At 48.1% G+C, this 15,927-nt stretch carries 16 protein-coding genes and 1 pseudogene; 2 read left to right on the top strand and 15 right to left on the bottom strand.

The genetic code is table 11. From position 1 onward, the window contains the following. The 3 genes and pseudogenes from AB4Z29_RS13320 to AB4Z29_RS13310 form a co-directional block, all read right to left on the bottom strand. Window positions 1-141: pseudogene (locus AB4Z29_RS13320) on the bottom strand (IS3 family transposase); the annotation flags it as partial. A gap of 168 nt (window positions 142-309) precedes the next feature. Further along, window positions 310-1,602 (bottom strand): extracellular solute-binding protein, encoded by a 1,293-nt coding sequence (locus tag AB4Z29_RS13315; RefSeq protein ID WP_441943526.1) that lies wholly within the window; start codon window positions 1,600-1,602, stop codon window positions 310-312. 132 nt (window positions 1,603-1,734) lie between these two features. Beyond that, window positions 1,735-3,066, bottom strand: a complete 1,332-nt coding sequence (locus AB4Z29_RS13310) for a PhoH family protein (RefSeq protein WP_441943525.1) — start codon at window positions 3,064-3,066, stop codon at window positions 1,735-1,737. Between the two features lie 115 nt (window positions 3,067-3,181). Here AB4Z29_RS13310 and AB4Z29_RS13305 point away from each other — a divergent pair, with 115 nt between their 5' ends. Continuing rightward, window positions 3,182-3,721, top strand: coding sequence for a YhcN/YlaJ family sporulation lipoprotein (locus AB4Z29_RS13305; protein WP_441943524.1), 540 nt, complete (start codon window positions 3,182-3,184; stop codon window positions 3,719-3,721). A gap of 40 nt (window positions 3,722-3,761) precedes the next feature. Here AB4Z29_RS13305 and AB4Z29_RS13300 read toward each other — a convergent pair whose 3' ends face one another. The 7 genes from AB4Z29_RS13300 to AB4Z29_RS13270 form a co-directional block, all read right to left on the bottom strand. After that, window positions 3,762-4,004 carry a hypothetical protein gene (locus AB4Z29_RS13300; RefSeq protein WP_441943523.1) on the bottom strand — a complete coding sequence of 81 codons (243 nt, stop codon included), beginning with the start codon at window positions 4,002-4,004 and terminating at the stop codon, window positions 3,762-3,764. An 80-nt stretch (window positions 4,005-4,084) separates the two neighbouring features. Then, entirely contained in the window at window positions 4,085-5,134 is a 1,050-nt protein-coding gene (locus AB4Z29_RS13295; protein WP_441943522.1) for an LCP family protein, read from the bottom strand. Window positions 5,135-5,151: 17 nt separating this feature from the next. Next, window positions 5,152-5,424 (bottom strand): hypothetical protein, encoded by a 273-nt coding sequence (locus AB4Z29_RS13290; protein WP_183563702.1) that lies wholly within the window; start codon window positions 5,422-5,424, stop codon window positions 5,152-5,154. Continuing rightward, the gene (locus tag AB4Z29_RS13285; RefSeq protein ID WP_183563705.1) at window positions 5,421-5,732 is read right to left on the bottom strand and encodes a YlaH-like family protein; all 312 of its coding nucleotides are present in this window, start codon (window positions 5,730-5,732) and stop codon (window positions 5,421-5,423) included. Before AB4Z29_RS13285 ends, AB4Z29_RS13290 begins: the two co-directional genes overlap by 4 nt. A 183-nt stretch (window positions 5,733-5,915) precedes the next feature. Beyond that, on the bottom strand, window positions 5,916-7,757 hold the full coding sequence (gene typA / locus AB4Z29_RS13280; RefSeq protein WP_183563708.1) for a translational GTPase TypA: 1,842 nt from the start codon (window positions 7,755-7,757) through the stop codon (window positions 5,916-5,918). A 40-nt stretch (window positions 7,758-7,797) separates the two neighbouring features. Continuing rightward, window positions 7,798-8,280 carry a hypothetical protein gene (locus AB4Z29_RS13275; protein ID WP_441943521.1) on the bottom strand — a complete coding sequence of 161 codons (483 nt, stop codon included), beginning with the start codon at window positions 8,278-8,280 and terminating at the stop codon, window positions 7,798-7,800. Between the two features lie 168 nt (window positions 8,281-8,448). Then, window positions 8,449-9,111, bottom strand: a complete 663-nt coding sequence (locus AB4Z29_RS13270; RefSeq protein ID WP_441943520.1) for a TerC family protein — start codon at window positions 9,109-9,111, stop codon at window positions 8,449-8,451. 139 nt (window positions 9,112-9,250) lie between these two features. Between AB4Z29_RS13270 and AB4Z29_RS13265 the strand changes: the two genes are divergently transcribed. Next, the gene (locus AB4Z29_RS13265; RefSeq protein WP_441943519.1) at window positions 9,251-9,943 is read left to right on the top strand and encodes a TerC family protein; all 693 of its coding nucleotides are present in this window, start codon (window positions 9,251-9,253) and stop codon (window positions 9,941-9,943) included. 24 nt (window positions 9,944-9,967) lie between these two features. Here the strand turns inward: AB4Z29_RS13265 and AB4Z29_RS13260 are convergent, their stop codons facing one another. The 5 genes from AB4Z29_RS13260 to AB4Z29_RS13240 form a co-directional block, all read right to left on the bottom strand. Then, window positions 9,968-10,861, bottom strand: a complete 894-nt coding sequence (locus AB4Z29_RS13260; RefSeq protein ID WP_441943518.1) for a glycoside hydrolase family 43 protein — start codon at window positions 10,859-10,861, stop codon at window positions 9,968-9,970. Window positions 10,862-10,882: 21 nt separating this feature from the next. Beyond that, complete coding sequence (locus tag AB4Z29_RS13255) at window positions 10,883-12,532, bottom strand: MGH1-like glycoside hydrolase domain-containing protein (protein WP_441943517.1); 1,650 nt, start codon at window positions 12,530-12,532, stop codon at window positions 10,883-10,885. A 118-nt stretch (window positions 12,533-12,650) separates the two neighbouring features. After that, entirely contained in the window at window positions 12,651-13,982 is a 1,332-nt protein-coding gene (locus tag AB4Z29_RS13250) for an ABC transporter substrate-binding protein (RefSeq protein ID WP_441943516.1), read from the bottom strand. A 141-nt stretch (window positions 13,983-14,123) separates the two neighbouring features. Beyond that, window positions 14,124-14,963 (bottom strand): carbohydrate ABC transporter permease, encoded by an 840-nt coding sequence (locus AB4Z29_RS13245; RefSeq protein WP_441943515.1) that lies wholly within the window; start codon window positions 14,961-14,963, stop codon window positions 14,124-14,126. Window positions 14,964-14,968: 5 nt separating this feature from the next. Beyond that, on the bottom strand, window positions 14,969-15,883 hold the full coding sequence (locus AB4Z29_RS13240; RefSeq protein ID WP_441943514.1) for a carbohydrate ABC transporter permease: 915 nt from the start codon (window positions 15,881-15,883) through the stop codon (window positions 14,969-14,971). Window positions 15,884-15,927 lie beyond the last annotated feature (44 nt).

The following is a 15,927-nucleotide window of genomic DNA, read 5'->3' as shown; positions in this document are numbered from 1 at the left end:
ACTGTACTGTTTTCCTACAGGTTGTTCCAAACGATGTACTTCACCATTACGATACCATTTCATCCACGTCTTTAACTGCGTCGTATTACGAATGAGCAACTGTTCCATCACGTCCTTTACAGGTACGCCTGCTAACCTCATTTCAATAGTCTTCATTTTTACCTCTACGGGGTAACTCACTCTTGTTCCCAAGCAAAAACACCTCCAAGTTGTACGATTATTTTACAATAGTCGCATCTTCAACTTAAAGGTGTTTTATTTTGTCTCACGGTTTGGGGTCAGTTCCGTTTCAATGGAGAACGGCTCTTTTTATTGGGCAAGCTGCTGCATAGCATCTAGATAGGCCAGTAAATCCAATCCATCTTTAGAATATGTTGTCCACAGCTGCTCACGCTGCTGCCATTTGTCAGGCCAAGACGGATCTGGCAGCGGCAGCGGCTTATTTGATTTTTTGGCTTCAAGCACCGAGGTCCACCAGCTCGGCGGGATGTGCACTTGCTCGCTTTGCAGGGAGCTGTTGAACGCATATAGGGATGCTCTCGCAGGCAATTGCCCAGACTGGTCATAGCTGAGCTGCTGGTTATTCACATCCGTCATTTCCTGAATCCAAAGGATTGCTTCGTCTTCATGCCGGCTGCTCGCAGATATGGCAAAGCTGCGCCCATTCAACCACGGATCTTGAATCTGCTCGCGGTTAACCCTCAGTTTGTTGCGGATGGTCTCCTCTAATTTCTCGTAGTCATTCCAAGTAAGAATCGCTGCGAGCAGTTGATTCTGATCAAATGCATCCTCCAATGATGATGTATCACCGCCGTCAAGGCCACTCACCCTTGACTGGAGCTCCTGGTACCAGCTTAGCTGGGACATCTGACTCTCATTTAAAGGCAGCACTTGGAGGCTGTTGTTTTGCCCGTTTTGAAAAGCAGATAGCCATGCCAACTGTTGATACAAATCGCCCGGGCTCCAATTGACGATGCTTGCTTCGGCATGCAGCTCGATCACCTTAAGCGCTACTGCTTGATAAGCTGGCCAATCGGTAGGTGGTGCTTCATGCCCTGCTTCTTCGAGCAGCGCCTTGTTCCACACAATCAAATAAGGATTCACATCCTTCGGAACAGCCCATAAATAGCCGTTCCATTTAAGCGGCTCGAGTAAGCCTGCCATCTGATCGGATAGCGCATCACCCGTCATGATGCTGTCAGCAGGCTTGAGAAAGCCTCGGACGGCATACGGCCTAACCCAGCCGTTGCTGAGCAGCATAATATCTGCAGCCTCTCCTTGCTGGCTTTGAAGCGACCACATGCGATAGGCATTGTCCTTGGAGCTCTCGTTAGCGAGCTTAACCTGTATATGCGGATACTTCATCATGAAATTGCTATTCTGTCTTTCTAGCTGCTCGAACTCGGCATTTGTTAAGGAAACGTTTACATGTATGTTTGAAAGCTGATCGACCACCAATTCACCAGGTACGGGCTGAACGTTCGATTTGCCATCGGGTTTGCCGACGCTCGCAGGGTTAGCATTTCGTGAGAAGGGGATTAACAGCAATGCGGCCAGCAGTAGAGCGCCAAGTAAAAAAGGCACATATTTTCTGGGAGTCACAGCTTTCTTCCTTTCTTCCTTAAATCTACTAAAAACAGGATAACAATAAAATGAAGGTTTGTCCAAATGAACCTCATCGCTCTCTGCTTTATTTATGCAAAAAAGCCCCCTCTTAGCGAGGAGGCTCATGAATTATAGGAGGTCTGCGGCAAGCTGCGCTAACTTCGAGCGCTCACCCTTCTCCAGCGTCATGTGGCCGCTGGTGCCTTCATTCTTGAAGCGTTCTACAATGTGAGTCAAGCCGTTGCTAATGGAATCCAGATAAGGATGGTCAATTTGCTCCGGATCACCCATTAAGACGATCTTGCTCCCTTCGCCGACTCGAGACACGATTGTTTTCACCTCATGCTTCGTTAAATTCTGCGCCTCGTCAATTATAATGAATTGGCCCGGAATAGATCGGCCTCGGATATAGGTCAGCGCTTCAACCTGAATACTGCCCATGCCCATCAATATTTTATCGATATCACCTGACTTCTTTGTATCGAACAAATACTCCAGATTATCATAAATAGGCTGCATCCAAGGACGTAATTTCTCTTCCTTCTCCCCTGGCAGGTACCCGATATCTTTGCCCATCGGAACGACCGGACGCGCGATCAGCAGTTTTTTGTATTTATGCTCATCTTCCGTCTTCAAGAGGCCCGCCGCAAGCGCTAGCAGCGTTTTACCTGTGCCCGCCTTGCCGGAGAGCGTTACGAGCGGGATATCGTCATTCAGAAGCAGCTCCAGCGCCATCCGCTGCTGCGCATTGCGGGCCGTAATCCCCCACACTGGATCATTGCTTAGATATAACGGTTCAAGCCTTGCGCCATCCAGGCTTACCTTGAGCAGCGCCGACTTGGACGTACCCATTTCATCACGCAATATAACGAATTCATTGGGATTGAGACGAATGTTCAAATGCATGTTGTTAACGGTCAGGAACCGATACGTATAAAACTCATCGATGACTGCGGGATGCACGTACAAGGTCATATAACCCGCGTAAAACTCGGATGACACGACCACTCTGTCCGACAAATAATCTTGCGCTTGCAGCCCTAGAACATCCGCTTTAATGCGAACCAGCACATCCTTGCTGACGAGGACGATGCTTTGCTTCTCCTCTTCATTTTCCTGCTCTATATGATAATTTAGCGCTACCGCCAAGATCCGATTATCATTGGACATTTCACCAAACATCTCTTGGACACGGATAAAGCTCCGATGGTTCAGCTCTACCTTAAGCACGCCGCCGCTAGGAAGCTCTATCCCCTCGTGCAGATGTCCTTTCTCTCTCATCTTATCCAGCAAACGAGAAATTTGGCGCGCATTGCGGCCAAGCTCATCAGCCAACCTCTTCTTTGAGTCAATTTCCTCCAACACGACCGCGGGAATTATGACTTCATTATCATCGAAAGCAAAAATCGCTTGCGGATCATGAAGCAGCACATTTGTATCGAGCACGAATATTTTTTTCATGAGAACCCTCCCGGCGTTGGATATCATTAGAGGCCATACATAGCAAATCGCTGCTGCGGGTACACTATGGCGGACAAGTAACTTTCGTTTTCAACGAGAAAAAGAGGTGGCAAACATGTTCAAATGGCTTACTTCAGCGATCATTGTTGCGATTGTAGCGACAGGTTGCAGCACTGTCGCACGGAATGAGACATCACCCTCTCCACGAAATAATGGCCATGTCCAGGCTCAGCAAACCGAACCGAGAAAAAAAGAAATCAAAAACTCAGAGCAGGTTGCGGCACATCTGGAACAGTTGGCCAAAGGAATTGACGGAGTAACGAACGCGCACTGTGTCGTGTTCGGGAATACAGCGATTGTCGGCATCGATGTCGATGCCAAGATGGAGCGATCAAGAGTTGGGACCATTAAATACTCGGTTGCCGAAGCCTTTCGCAAAGACCCTTACGGCATAGATGCACTCGTTACGGCAGATATGGATCTTTCCCAGCGAATCAATGAGATCGGTGCCGACTTCAAGCGCGGAAGACCCATTGCCGGCTTCGCTGAAGAGATGGCCGATATAATGGGAAGATTGATTCCGCAGCTGCCTCGTGACATTATGCAGCAGGAGCCAGAAAAGCAAGCAGCCCCAAAAATGAATAAGAAATTGTAAATACAACCCTAAAGACACAAAAAGCCTAGTGAACATACCACTAGGCTTTTTTCATAGCCGCAGAAACTTGTACAATCAAGTTGTCCACAGCGAGGTTCTTATTCGGTTTATCGCACGCAAGAGTAGTGGACAAGCACGCGGCGTCAATCATTGCGTCCTCTGCTCTTGGAATGCTCGAGGTCCAATCGTCAGAATCCGCATCCATGCTGAGCAGAAGAACGATAGCTTGTTCAGACAAAACTGCAATCGTTGGCTTGGATCTTTCAGATACGGTATGGGTCATTCGCATGACCTCCTTCTGGACAGATTCTATTGCGGCCTCTGTACTTGTATTATATCTAACATATTATCGGACGTCTACGGTTATTCAGCCAATTTTGCTTGAAGCGCAGCCCGTGCTTCATCAAGCTTTGCATCATCCAAATAAACATAAGGGCTTCTCCAAGTGCCTTCAAGCGGAATAAATGTAATATCAGCCCGGCTAATGCCTATATAAGTTGACATCATGTTTTTAATTTCCTTGGAAGGCATATCCATCGTTAAGTTATTGCCGACTGCTTCAATCAAAGATGGGATTTTGGTTACGCCACCAAAAGATTTCAGTTTATCGGTAAGCGCTCCGATGACTTTACTTTGGCGTTCGTTACGTTCAAAGTCGCTTGACATGTTTTTACCGTTATTTGATTTCCGGTAACGTACGAAATCGAGCGCTTTCTCGCCGGATAACACCTGCAGTCCTTTTTCCAAGTCAATATTCGTGCCATCAGCACTGTCCTTGTATTTCATGCGCATGTCAACGTCCACTTCAACGCCGCCCATCGCATCGACCACATCGGCAAAGCCTTGAAAGTTAATAACGGCAGAATATTTAATATCAATGCCGAACAGCTTGCTCATCACGTTACGAACCTCTTGCTTGGCATCCGCATACGCAGCTTCTTTTTTCAGCTTTTTATCGTTTAGTGCATTCATATAAAAATCTGCATAAAAGCTGTTTGCTTTGCGCGCCCTGTAACCATCAACATCGATGTTGGAATCACGGGGGATCGTTACAATTGTCGCCGATTTCGAATTCGGGTTGAATACGGCAACCATCATGACATCCGTGTTCAGCCCTCCGCCGTGAGATCTTGCGTCTATGCCCATCAGCAGCATGGCGACAGACTTCTTATCTACCGTTTCACCGGCAGGTATGACGACCTCGTTATCGACAGGTGACGATATTTGGTCAACCGCTTCATCTGCTTTAAATACTAAATAAGCAAGTCCAGCAGCCACGATAAGGAGTATCGCGAACAGAAGCACAAAAAATACTTTAAGCACGGAGCGCTTTTTGCGCGGCTTTTGCTTTTTTGGTTTTGCCGGTTGGCGCGAACCCGTTCTTGGAGGTAATGTCGTTGTTCCTTTACTCATATGCTCCACCTTCAAGTTCAGTTATATTTAGGATTGGATTCAATGTCCGAAAGCAGCTGCTCGCCCCGCTCAAGCGGATAGAATTGAAGTTTCGTCCTTCCATCCTTCTCGTATTTGACATGAATCATCGTATCATCGGTCTTCGTAATCGCGTAATTCGACAAACCATGATCCTCGGTCAAAATCTGCTCGAAAAACGTCAGCGTATCCAGCGCGGCTTGATCATCGGGCCTGGCAATGGCGACGAGTTTGATTTGAAGCCAGTTGAACAAAGCGTCCTCGAGCTTCATTTGCCGGATTCCGCTTCCTGAGGCGAACGGCGTGCAGCTTTATTGTCCTTCCACTTATCATAGAGCTGCCGCCCTCTCAGCATCAGCATCATAAGAACCGCCACGCCCATGCATTGAATAATGGGAAGCTTATCCACCTGGAGAATCATCAGGACGAAGGAGCCGAATGCAATCAGCGCGTACACCAATATTTCTTTGAATAACGGCAATTTCTGCTGAGCGCGAAACACTTTGTTGAATATGTATATCGTAAAGCCCAGAATGATCAGATACGAGATGAGCTTATGGTCGCTTAGCCATGCCTGCATGCCGCAAACCCCCTTCAGTGATTGTTAACGGCTTTCGCCGCCATTTAGTTGCGCGCAACAAGGAATTGGGTGAAATATAAGTGGGATTATAAGCTTCATCACTTATAATCCCACTTATATTCTTAAAGAAAACGTAAGGCTTTGCATAGGTGCAAAACCTTACGTTTGTTTAATGGTTTGCTCTTAGACGCTTGCTTGAGCATTTTTGCGGTTTTTGTCCGCACGCTCGCGCTCGCTCTTATTCAAGATTTTTTTGCGAAGACGAATCGACTTCGGCGTAATTTCGCAATACTCATCATCATTCAAGTACTCAAGCGCTTGCTCAAGGGAGAATAACCGAGGGCTCTTCAGCGTTACGGTATCGTCCTTACCAGCCGAACGGATGTTGTTCAGTTGTTTTACTTTACAGATGTTAACGATGATGTCATTCTCGCGCGTATGCTCGCCTACGATCATACCTTCGTAAATTTCAGTACCCGGCTCCAAGAATTGAATACCGCGATCCTCAACACCCATCATGCCATAGAATGTGGAAGTACCATTCTCACTTGCAACCAGAACGCCTTGGTGACGTCCGCCAACCCCTGAACCTGCAAGAGGTCCGTAGCTGTCGAACGCATTGTTCATGATGCCGTAACCGCGTGTCAGCGTTAGGAACTGTGTACGGTAGCCGATCAAGCCGCGAGCTGGGATTTTGAACTCAAGCCGAACTTGGCCATTGCCATGGTTAATCATATTGAGCATCTCTGCCTTGCGCGTTCCAAGACTTTCCATTACAGCGCCCATGCTTTCTTCAGGCGTGTCGATTAGTAGACGCTCGTAAGGCTCTTTCTTCGAGCCGTCAATTTCTTTGATGATTACTTCAGGCTTGGAAACTTGAAGCTCGAAGCCTTCACGACGCATGTTCTCGATCAGGATGCCAAGGTGAAGCTCACCGCGGCCAGATACGACGAATGCATCAGGGCTATCTGTTTCTTCTACGCGAAGCGCAACGTCCGTCTCAAGCTCTTTGTAGAGACGCTCGCGAAGTTTACGGGAAGTAACCCATTTTCCTTCACGGCCTGCAAAAGGGCTGTTGTTGACTAGGAATGTCATTTGAAGAGTAGGCTCGTCGATTTTGAGAACCGGCAATGCCTCAGGCTTCTGAGGATCAGCAATCGTTTCACCGATATTGATCTCACGGATACCTGCGATTGCGATGATGTCGCCTGCTCCAGCTTCTTCAATCTCGACGCGCTTCAATCCAACAAAACCGAACAGCTTCTCGATACGGGCTTGCTTATTGCCGCCTTCGCGAGTCATTACTGCTACCGTTTGGCCTTGCTTAATGATTCCGCGGTTTACGCGTCCAACAGCAATACGGCCGAGGTACTCGTTGTAATCAAGCAAAGTAACGAGGAATTGCAACGGCTGCGTTACATCTTCAGTTGGAGAAGGAATGTTGCTTACGATCGTCTCGTATAGTGCTTCCATGTTCTCGTCTTGCTTCTCTGGATCCATGCTTGATGTACCCATTAGCGCAGAAGCATATACGACCGGGAATTCCAACTGCTCGTCGTTAGCGCCAAGCTCGATGAAGAGGTCAAGAACCTCGTCTACTACCTCTTGAGGTCTAGCGTTAGGACGGTCAATTTTGTTTACGACAACGATTGGCGTTTGGTTCGATTCAAGCGCTTTGCGCAATACGAACTTGGTTTGCGGCATACAACCCTCGAATGCATCAACAACCAATAGCACGCCGTCAACCATTTTCATGATACGCTCAACCTCGCCGCCGAAGTCAGCATGTCCAGGCGTATCCACGATGTTGATCAAATAGTCTTTATAGTTGATCGCTGTGTTCTTAGCCAAAATCGTAATACCGCGTTCACGCTCAAGATCGTTTGAATCCATCGCGCGTTCCTGAACTGCTTCATGGTCGCGAAACGTTCCTGATTGTTGTAGCAGTTTGTCAACCAATGTTGTTTTACCGTGGTCAACGTGGGCAATAATGGCGATATTCCGTAGGTTCTCTCTTGCTTGCATAACTAGTAATCCACTCCAATTGTTTTTTATTTAAAACTTTTTACCAACGCTTGCGTTTGCTTAGCATCATCCAAACTCCTGCTGCAATCAGCGCAACGGCAATCGCATAAATCCCCCAGCTCCATAGGAGCACAAGAACGACAAACACAGCCGACGCGGCAGCAAGCGCAATGGATGCTGAAAGCACAACATGTGGTCTGGATGAACCGAACAAATAATATTCGTAAAGGCCTGCTGCTACACCAAAAATAAACAACGGCCACAAATATTTCAAGCTATCCCATCCAAAAAGGTTGCAAACGACAAACAGCAGGGCATATACGACGAGCATTCCGCCTGGCACAAGCACAACTGCAGGAACTAATCTGCCGAAGTATAACACATGCAGAAGCACTCCGGGGATTAAAACGAGCAGCGGCCAAAAAACGGCGCCCAAAAAGCTGAATACACCTAACTTGCCCAACAAAATAACGAGCCCGGCTAACAGCAAAATAATTCCAGCGGAATATTTGTTATTAGGCATTCGCGCTTCCGCTCCTTACAACGCCATTCGCATATGTTGACGAAAGACGACAGTTTTTATCTATATTAGTTTATAGGAATTGTTCCGAAAATACCAGTACGTAGCGGGGGTCTGCACAAAAAAAAACCGAACCGCCCTATTTTTCGTGAGCGGAACGGTCAATAAACGTCAAAATACCGGCTTTTTTTTGACTATGGCAAGCGCGATGACGAGCGGTACACAAAGCAAAGGTATCGCTTCGGCAAGCGTTTTCGACCCGTGGAACAACAGCTTGTTCAAGCCCGGATCATGCATCAGCATTTCCCCGGCGGCATACGCGAGCAGCGCCGCGCCGATGTAAGACAGGGCAGGAAATTTCTGCAACAGCTTGCCGAGCATCTGGCTCCCCCATATAATCATCGGAATGCTAAGCGCGATGCCAAGCATAATCAGGATCGGGTCTCCTTCAGCGACAGCCGCAATCGCCAACACATTATCAAGGCTCATCACGAAGTCCGCTACTACGATGGTCCAGATTGCAGCCCCGATTGTCTTCGCCTTTTTGACTGTATGGTTATCCTGTTGCCCGCCTGCTTCAGCAAGCAGCTTCACCGCAATATAGAACAACAGCAATGCGCCAATCGCTTGCAAGAAAGGCACCTGAAGCAGCTTGATCGCCACCAAGGTAAGCACGCACCTAAGTCCAACAGCTGCGGCAGCTCCCCACCAGACGGCTTTTTTCCGCTGCTCCGGCGGCAGCTGGCCGCTGGCCATCGCAATAACAATGGCGTTGTCTCCGCTAAGCAATACATTGATAAGCACGATTTCAATAAATATGATAAGGCTGTCCAAACCGCATACCCCCTCTCATTCAGATGTATGTACAAGCTTGGCTTTATATGTCCGAAAAAAAAAGGAATCTAACGCCAATGCCGGTCGTATCATTGTACAATTCAAGTTGTAATTGTTAATGGAAGGTGGGCCATGATTTATGGATCTATTTTCAGTCGAGTTTTTCTCTGCACTGTTGACTATCGTAATCATCGATCTGATCTTGGCTGGTGACAATGCCATCGTGATCGGGCTGGCAGCGCGCAATCTGCCCAAGGAGCAGCAGAAGAAAGCTGTGATATGGGGGACTGCGGGAGCGGTTGGCATTCGGGTAATTGCTACTTTGCTAGTCGTTCAGCTGCTGAATCTGCCTTGGCTTAATCTGGTTGGCGGACTGCTTCTTGTGTGGATTGCTTATAAGCTGCTCGTGCAAGAGGATGCCCATGACGGGATCAAATCCGGCAATACGCTTTGGCAATCGATTCGTACGATCATTATTGCCGACGCAGCTATGGGCATCGATAATGTCATCGCGGTTGCCGGTGCCGCACATGGGGATACCTTGCTCGTCGTGCTGGGGCTCATTATCAGTGTGCCGGTTGTAGTTTGGGGCAGCACGATCTTTATTAAGCTAATCAACCGCTATGAATGGATCGTATATCTCGGCTCCGCGGTACTCGCTTACACCGCCGCCAAGATGATTACACACGAAAAATCTTTTAAAGCTTTTTTTGAGAATACTTTTTATTTATGGGCTTTCATCCTACTCGTCGTCATCGCTACGATCTTAGCCGGCTTGTTCACCAATAACAGAAATAAGAAGGATGAACAGAAAAAAAGCAGCGAATCCTAATAAGGGATTCCTGCTTTTTTGTTATTATCGAAGATGCCCGATACTCCACTCTCCATCGATTTCAAGCAATTCAACAAATATCGCCCGCTCATCCGGAGTTCGGTTGGGTGTATGAATGGTCAACAGCAAACGCTCGCCAAAGGTGTGAAAGACCATACCGTGGCCACCATCATTTCGATAAAGCGCATTCTCTGCATGATGCCATGGTCCTGTCACGAGACCCGATTCTGATTCTGAGATCCCGAGTGCATATTGATTGTCGATGAAGCTTGCCCATAGCATCATGAGTTTGCCCGACTTCGATGTGAACAGATAAGGACCATCCGTCACAAAGTTGCTTCTCCCCGGGAATCTAGGCGAAACATAAGGTGTCGTCCAAGCCGCTTGTGACGCGGTAAACAGCAGAACCGGCTCCGATACGGCTACTTTTAGATCGCCGCTTAGCCTAACTGCACAAATCTCGCCATCGGCAACCTGCTGCCATTCATGGCAGAATACCATCCAAGGCAAACCCTCCGCATCTATATATAAACTGCCGTCCAATGAGCTCCAGTTGGCAGGCGTCACTGGCCCGTCACTTACTGGCTTGAAGGGCCCTAATGTGCTGTCGGACATCAGTACCGCTGTCCCAAGCAAGCCATTATCTAATCTCCGGAAAGTGGCGAACATATAGTAGCTGCCGCGATAGGAATATACCTCGGGCGCCCAAAAGTTCGTATCTGCAAAAAAATCAACGGAAGGTCGAAACACTGTAAAAGGGCCTTCCCAGCTTTTCAAATCCTTGCTCACATAGGCTTCGAATCCTGTTCCTTTTCCCCATATGTTTTTATCAGTGCTGCCGTACAAATAATAGTTGCCTTCCTCAATGACAGGCAATATAAAGGGGTCTCTGATTTGTATTTGATTAATGGTGAGCATTGCGCGCTCTCCTTCCTTTGCTTAACGATAGGTGGGGTTGATGATGCCGATGTCGGTTCCTTTGACAAAAGAATGATTTTCAAAATACTGCTGTTCATTCCCTTTTATTTGGAAATTCAATTCCTTATCGCCATAGCAGACCACGCCTGTAACAAGCCTAGTGCTCATCCCAACGATGCCCTTCAAGCTTCCATCACGAGCTGTAAGGATTCGGATGCCGCTAGGAAAGGACATGCTGCATTCTCCATCCTTATAAATCTCGCAACGGAGTCTCGTATTTACCAATTCAAAAGTAACGCCATCGACTATACGGCTATAGCCGGTCTCGCCTGCCAGCTCATCCCCATGGTCCATATCATAAGGAAGCAGTCCCGTAAACCAAAGCTCGCCAGCCGGTGTAGGCAGGATGCCGCATAATCGCTCTACGTAATCAAGCAAACAAAGGATGGAAGGTGAATAAGTCTCTGTAAAGCCCTCATCCCCTGTCCATGGGCTAATAGCCTGGGAGAATCGTGTAGCTTTGGCAAAGGACGCAAGAATCGGATAGATGATCCACGTAAGCTCCACATGGCGACCATGATGCTCAAAGGCATGGGGCGTTCTAATTAAGCTGAGGAAATTCGATGGGCCGCCCCAGCTGTTGTAGCTCGAGAAGGGATCAAATCTCGGATCATCCATTGCCAAAGACGTAAACGGATATTTGGCAAAAAACTTGCTCGTATTCAACAAATAACGCTTCAGCATCACGTCAAAGAACTCCCGCTCTCCAACCTCGCAAGCCATCACGCGCAATAACACATCCGACTGCACGCGCACCCATTCGTCATTTCGGTCGAGGTCATAGAAGAAGTGATCCTCCTGATCAAAGCAGTGACGGAACAAGCTGGATAGGCTCTCCTCTGCTTTTGCAAGCCACACGTCCCTAGAAAAACCGAGCTCCTCTGCAATTCTCGCTAAGTACAAGCGCTGGCAATATATATTGGCCGTTAAATCCGGCGCAAGAAAAGGCAGGATCGGTGAATCCGGATTGAACTGGGAAGCATCGCCTAAGTGCGGCGTATCGGGAACATGCCAGAACCGCGGCGATAGATCATGCCCGGTGTCAAACGTACTGAAAGCTTCCACGCAGCCGCTGCCTCTCGTGTTGCGATTGGCGGCAATCCATTCATCGTAGCTGGACATTGCATCGTACATGGTCCGAAGAAATGACTTGTCCGGCTGATTCAGCTGGTAATGATTCCATACGCTGCGCGCAAGCGGCGTCACGAGCTGAATTTGTCGGTATGACGGCCCATTCTCCGTTATTTTGTAGGGGAACAACCCGTCCTCCCGCTGGTAGTTTGCAAAAGATTGGTAAGTACGCTCCGACACCGACGGGATAAACCGAGACAGCAGCTCTGCATTAATCGTTCCTGTGCTCTCAAGCCAGCAGCCCAGGTAAATCCCGCCTTCCTGCAGAATCGGTTCCTCACCTCCAGTCGGCACGATGCAATCCAGCAGCTTATTTACGGCAGCGTAATAGACCTGCTCCAGCTTGCCTGAACGCGCTGTGAACTTTACTCCCGAGCGGTTCCATTCCTCGATTGCTTTTTTGTCAGATGGTTTCTTGAGCTCACCGACTCGTTCTTCAACCGAAACCTCGCGAAGCTTGTGCAGCATCCAATCGTCCATTTATTTCGCCTCGCCCTCTCATTCATTTATGCTGACCGAATCGCCTTTATAAGCAAACAGGCTGCCGCAGGGCAGCCTGTTCTCTTTGCTCACAGCTATGCTATTTATCATGCCATGCTTATTGGTTATTATTGAAAATTTTCAACGTACCGTTATAGAAATCTTTGACTGCTGCATCTACCTTCTTGCGTCCGAAGCCGATCTCATACATCGTCGTTTCGGCAAGCTTGGAATATTCGGAGAAGCCTGGCGGATTGTAGCTGACTGCAAACGGCTCTGTCTTCGTTGCGGAAGATACGCGGCTTGTGTAGTCGTATACCATTTTCTCCACTTCGTTAGCTTCTGTCTCAAGCAGCGCACGGTTGCCTGCAGTTACGGGAACGCCACGGTCATTGCCCAATGTTTTGGCAACATCAGGGTCATTGATAAAGAAGCTCAGCAGCGTGGCAACCTCCTTCGGATGTTTCGACTTTGCATAACCGGATAGGCCTTGGCTGGATTCAAATACAACGCCAGTCCCTTTCTCGCCTCTTGGCAGCTGGACCATAATCAATTCATCCTGCGTCAGCCCTTGCAGCGCAGCCAGTTGGTTCGACGGAATCAAACTCATCGCAACTTTGCCCGTAACCACTAAGGATTTGCTCGTATCACCCGGAGGATTCGATACTTGAAGCTCGGATGGTACGACTCCGCCCGCTTTGGAGGTATCCTCCCAATACTGGAACCATTTCAGCGCGTCAGCTTCCTCAAAGCCGAGCGTCCCTTTTTCCATATCGTAGAGCTGCTTGCCTTGCTGCTTTAGACCGATGTCCATACCGTCGATCGACATATTGTAGGTTCCGTATACACCGCTGCCGAGCTTGCTGGAAATTTCTTTGCTGATGGCTGCAAATTGCTGCCAATCCCAGCCATCCTCAGGGACGGGCATGCCCGCTTTCTCAAACATCGTTTTGTTGATAACGATGCCGCGAGCGTTGGCGCCTGCCGAGATGTGAAGCAGTTTGCCCTTAATGGTTCCGTACTCAACCATCGATTTATCCATATCGCTTAAGTTCAGCTCGTTGCCGACATATGGCGCCAGATCGAGCAGCACTTCCTTGTTGGCGTAATCCACGACATTGCCTCCTAAGAAGAAAACGTCTGGAGCCGTGCCTGAAGCCAGCTGCGTATTAAGCTTGTCGAAATAACCGGTAGACGGCGCAAACTCCCCGACTACCTTAATGTTCGGATACTTGCTCTCGAATAATTTTAACGCTTCATTCGTAATATCCGCTCTTTTTTGGTCTCCCCACCACATCATGCGAAGCTCGACTTGCTCGCTTCCAGCTGCATGATTCCCGTCATTGGATGGTTGGCTATCAGAAGCGCCTCCGCTGCCCGTACCTCCTGAGCAGGCTGCTGTAACTACCATCAGCAATCCCATTGCCAGTGCCGCCATTCTTTTTTTCATCCATGCTTCCCCCTAATGAAATAGTATGAATCCGTTCTCAAAACCCATGCTACTCTTGATTGTGCCCAATCGGAATTTGATTCCTTCGGTTGTTGACTATCATTTTTTTTGGAATAGCCTAACCGCTCCTGTAAGCTGCTGCTACTTCAATCCGGTCGTTGCAATTCCATCCAAGAAATAACGCTGGAAAACAAGAAAAATAAGCGTGATCGGAACGAGCGAGAGCGCAGACATAGCGAGCAGAGCTCCCCAATCGGATTGTCCTGTCGGATCGAACAATGAGCGGATGCCCAGCTGAACAGTGAACAGCTTGATGTCGCTCAAATAAATCATTTGGCTAAAGAAATCATCCCACGACCAAATGAATGTAAAGATCGCTGCAGAAATTAACGCGGGAACCAGAAGCGGCATAATGATACGGAAATAAATTTGTCGCTGGCTGCACCCGTCGATCGTGGCGCTCTCATCAAGTTCTCTCGGTATGCCGCGGATAAATTGAACCATCATCAGAATAAAAAAGGAATCATGAGCGAGCCATTTCGGCAAAATTAACGGAAAATACGTGTTAATCCACTGCAGTTCATTGTAAATGACATACTGCGGAACTAGCGTCACATGGTAAGGCAGCATGATCGTAACGAGCATAAGCGCGAACCATAGCTTCTGAAACTTAAAATTCAGACGCGCAAAGGCAAAGGCTGCGAACGAGCATGTTATGACATTTCCCAGCACGCTCAATATAGAAATCAACCACGAGTTTGCAAAAAAGCGACCAAACGCAATTCCCTGAAATCCCTGCCAGCCTTTGATGTAATTGTCAAGCGTGAACGATGATGACCATAACCCCGGCTCAGTAAAGATAAGCTCGTTCGGTTTGAATGAGCTGCTGATCAACCAAAGCACGGGATACAGCATTGCAATGCCGAAGAGAATAATCAACGCATGCTTCGTAAATCCCCTTATACCTGATGCTTGAACCATAACGTTTATCTCCCCTCTTTGCTGTCGCCATAAAATACCCAATACTTGGAGGTCAAAAAGATAATGCCAGTAAAGATTCCGATAATAAGCAGCATAATCCATGCCAGTGCGGAAGCATATCCCATATCGAAGAATGAGAAGCCCTTCATGTACAGATACAAGGTATAGAACATGGTTGCATCAAGCGGTCCTCCTCTGCCGTCCCCAATCACGAATGCCGGTGTGAACGCTTGGAAGGAATTGATAATGCTCATGACCAGATTAAAAAAGATAACGGGCGACAGCATAGGAAGCGTTATGCGAAAAAACTGCCTTGCCTTCCCTGCCCCGTCCACCTGTGCCGCTTCGTAAAGATCGGCAGGCACCTGCTTAAGACCTGCAAGGAAGATGACCATCGCTGAACCGAATTGCCATACCGAAAGCGTAATAATCGTGTGCACGATATAGTCGGGATGGGAGATCCATGACGGCCCTTGAATGCCGAACCAGCTCAGAAACTGATTGACCAGTCCGTTGCCGTCAAAAATCTGCCGCCATACGATTGCGATCGCCACACTGCCGCCGAGAAGGGAAGGAATGTAATATACCGTCCGGTAAATGCCGAGTCCGCGTATCCCTTTGTTCAGAACCATCGCAACAAGGAGAGCAAAAGCTAAACGAAGCGGTACGGAAATAAACACGTATTTGATCGTCAGCCACAAGGAGTTGCTAAAGGTATCGTCCTCCTTGAATATTTCCAAATAGTTAGCAAAACCAATCCATTCCGGCGGGGTTAGCAAATTGTACTTCGTCAGCGATAAATACAGCGATCCGAGCATAGGTCCGAGCGTGAGACAGAAAAACCCGATCAACCATGGAAGCAAAAAAGTATAGGCCGTCAAATTATGTTGGCTGCCTAATGCCTTGCGGCTAGATTTCATCGCGAATACCCCTCTCTTACTGATGTAGTTCCATCATAAGGGAG

This window comes from Paenibacillus sp. 2TAB23, assembly GCF_052115165.1.
In the GTDB taxonomy this organism is placed as follows: Bacteria; Bacillota; Bacilli; order Paenibacillales; family Paenibacillaceae; genus Pristimantibacillus.
The sequence above is the reverse complement of the archived record's forward strand: the minus strand, read 5'-3'. Positions and strand labels throughout refer to the sequence as shown.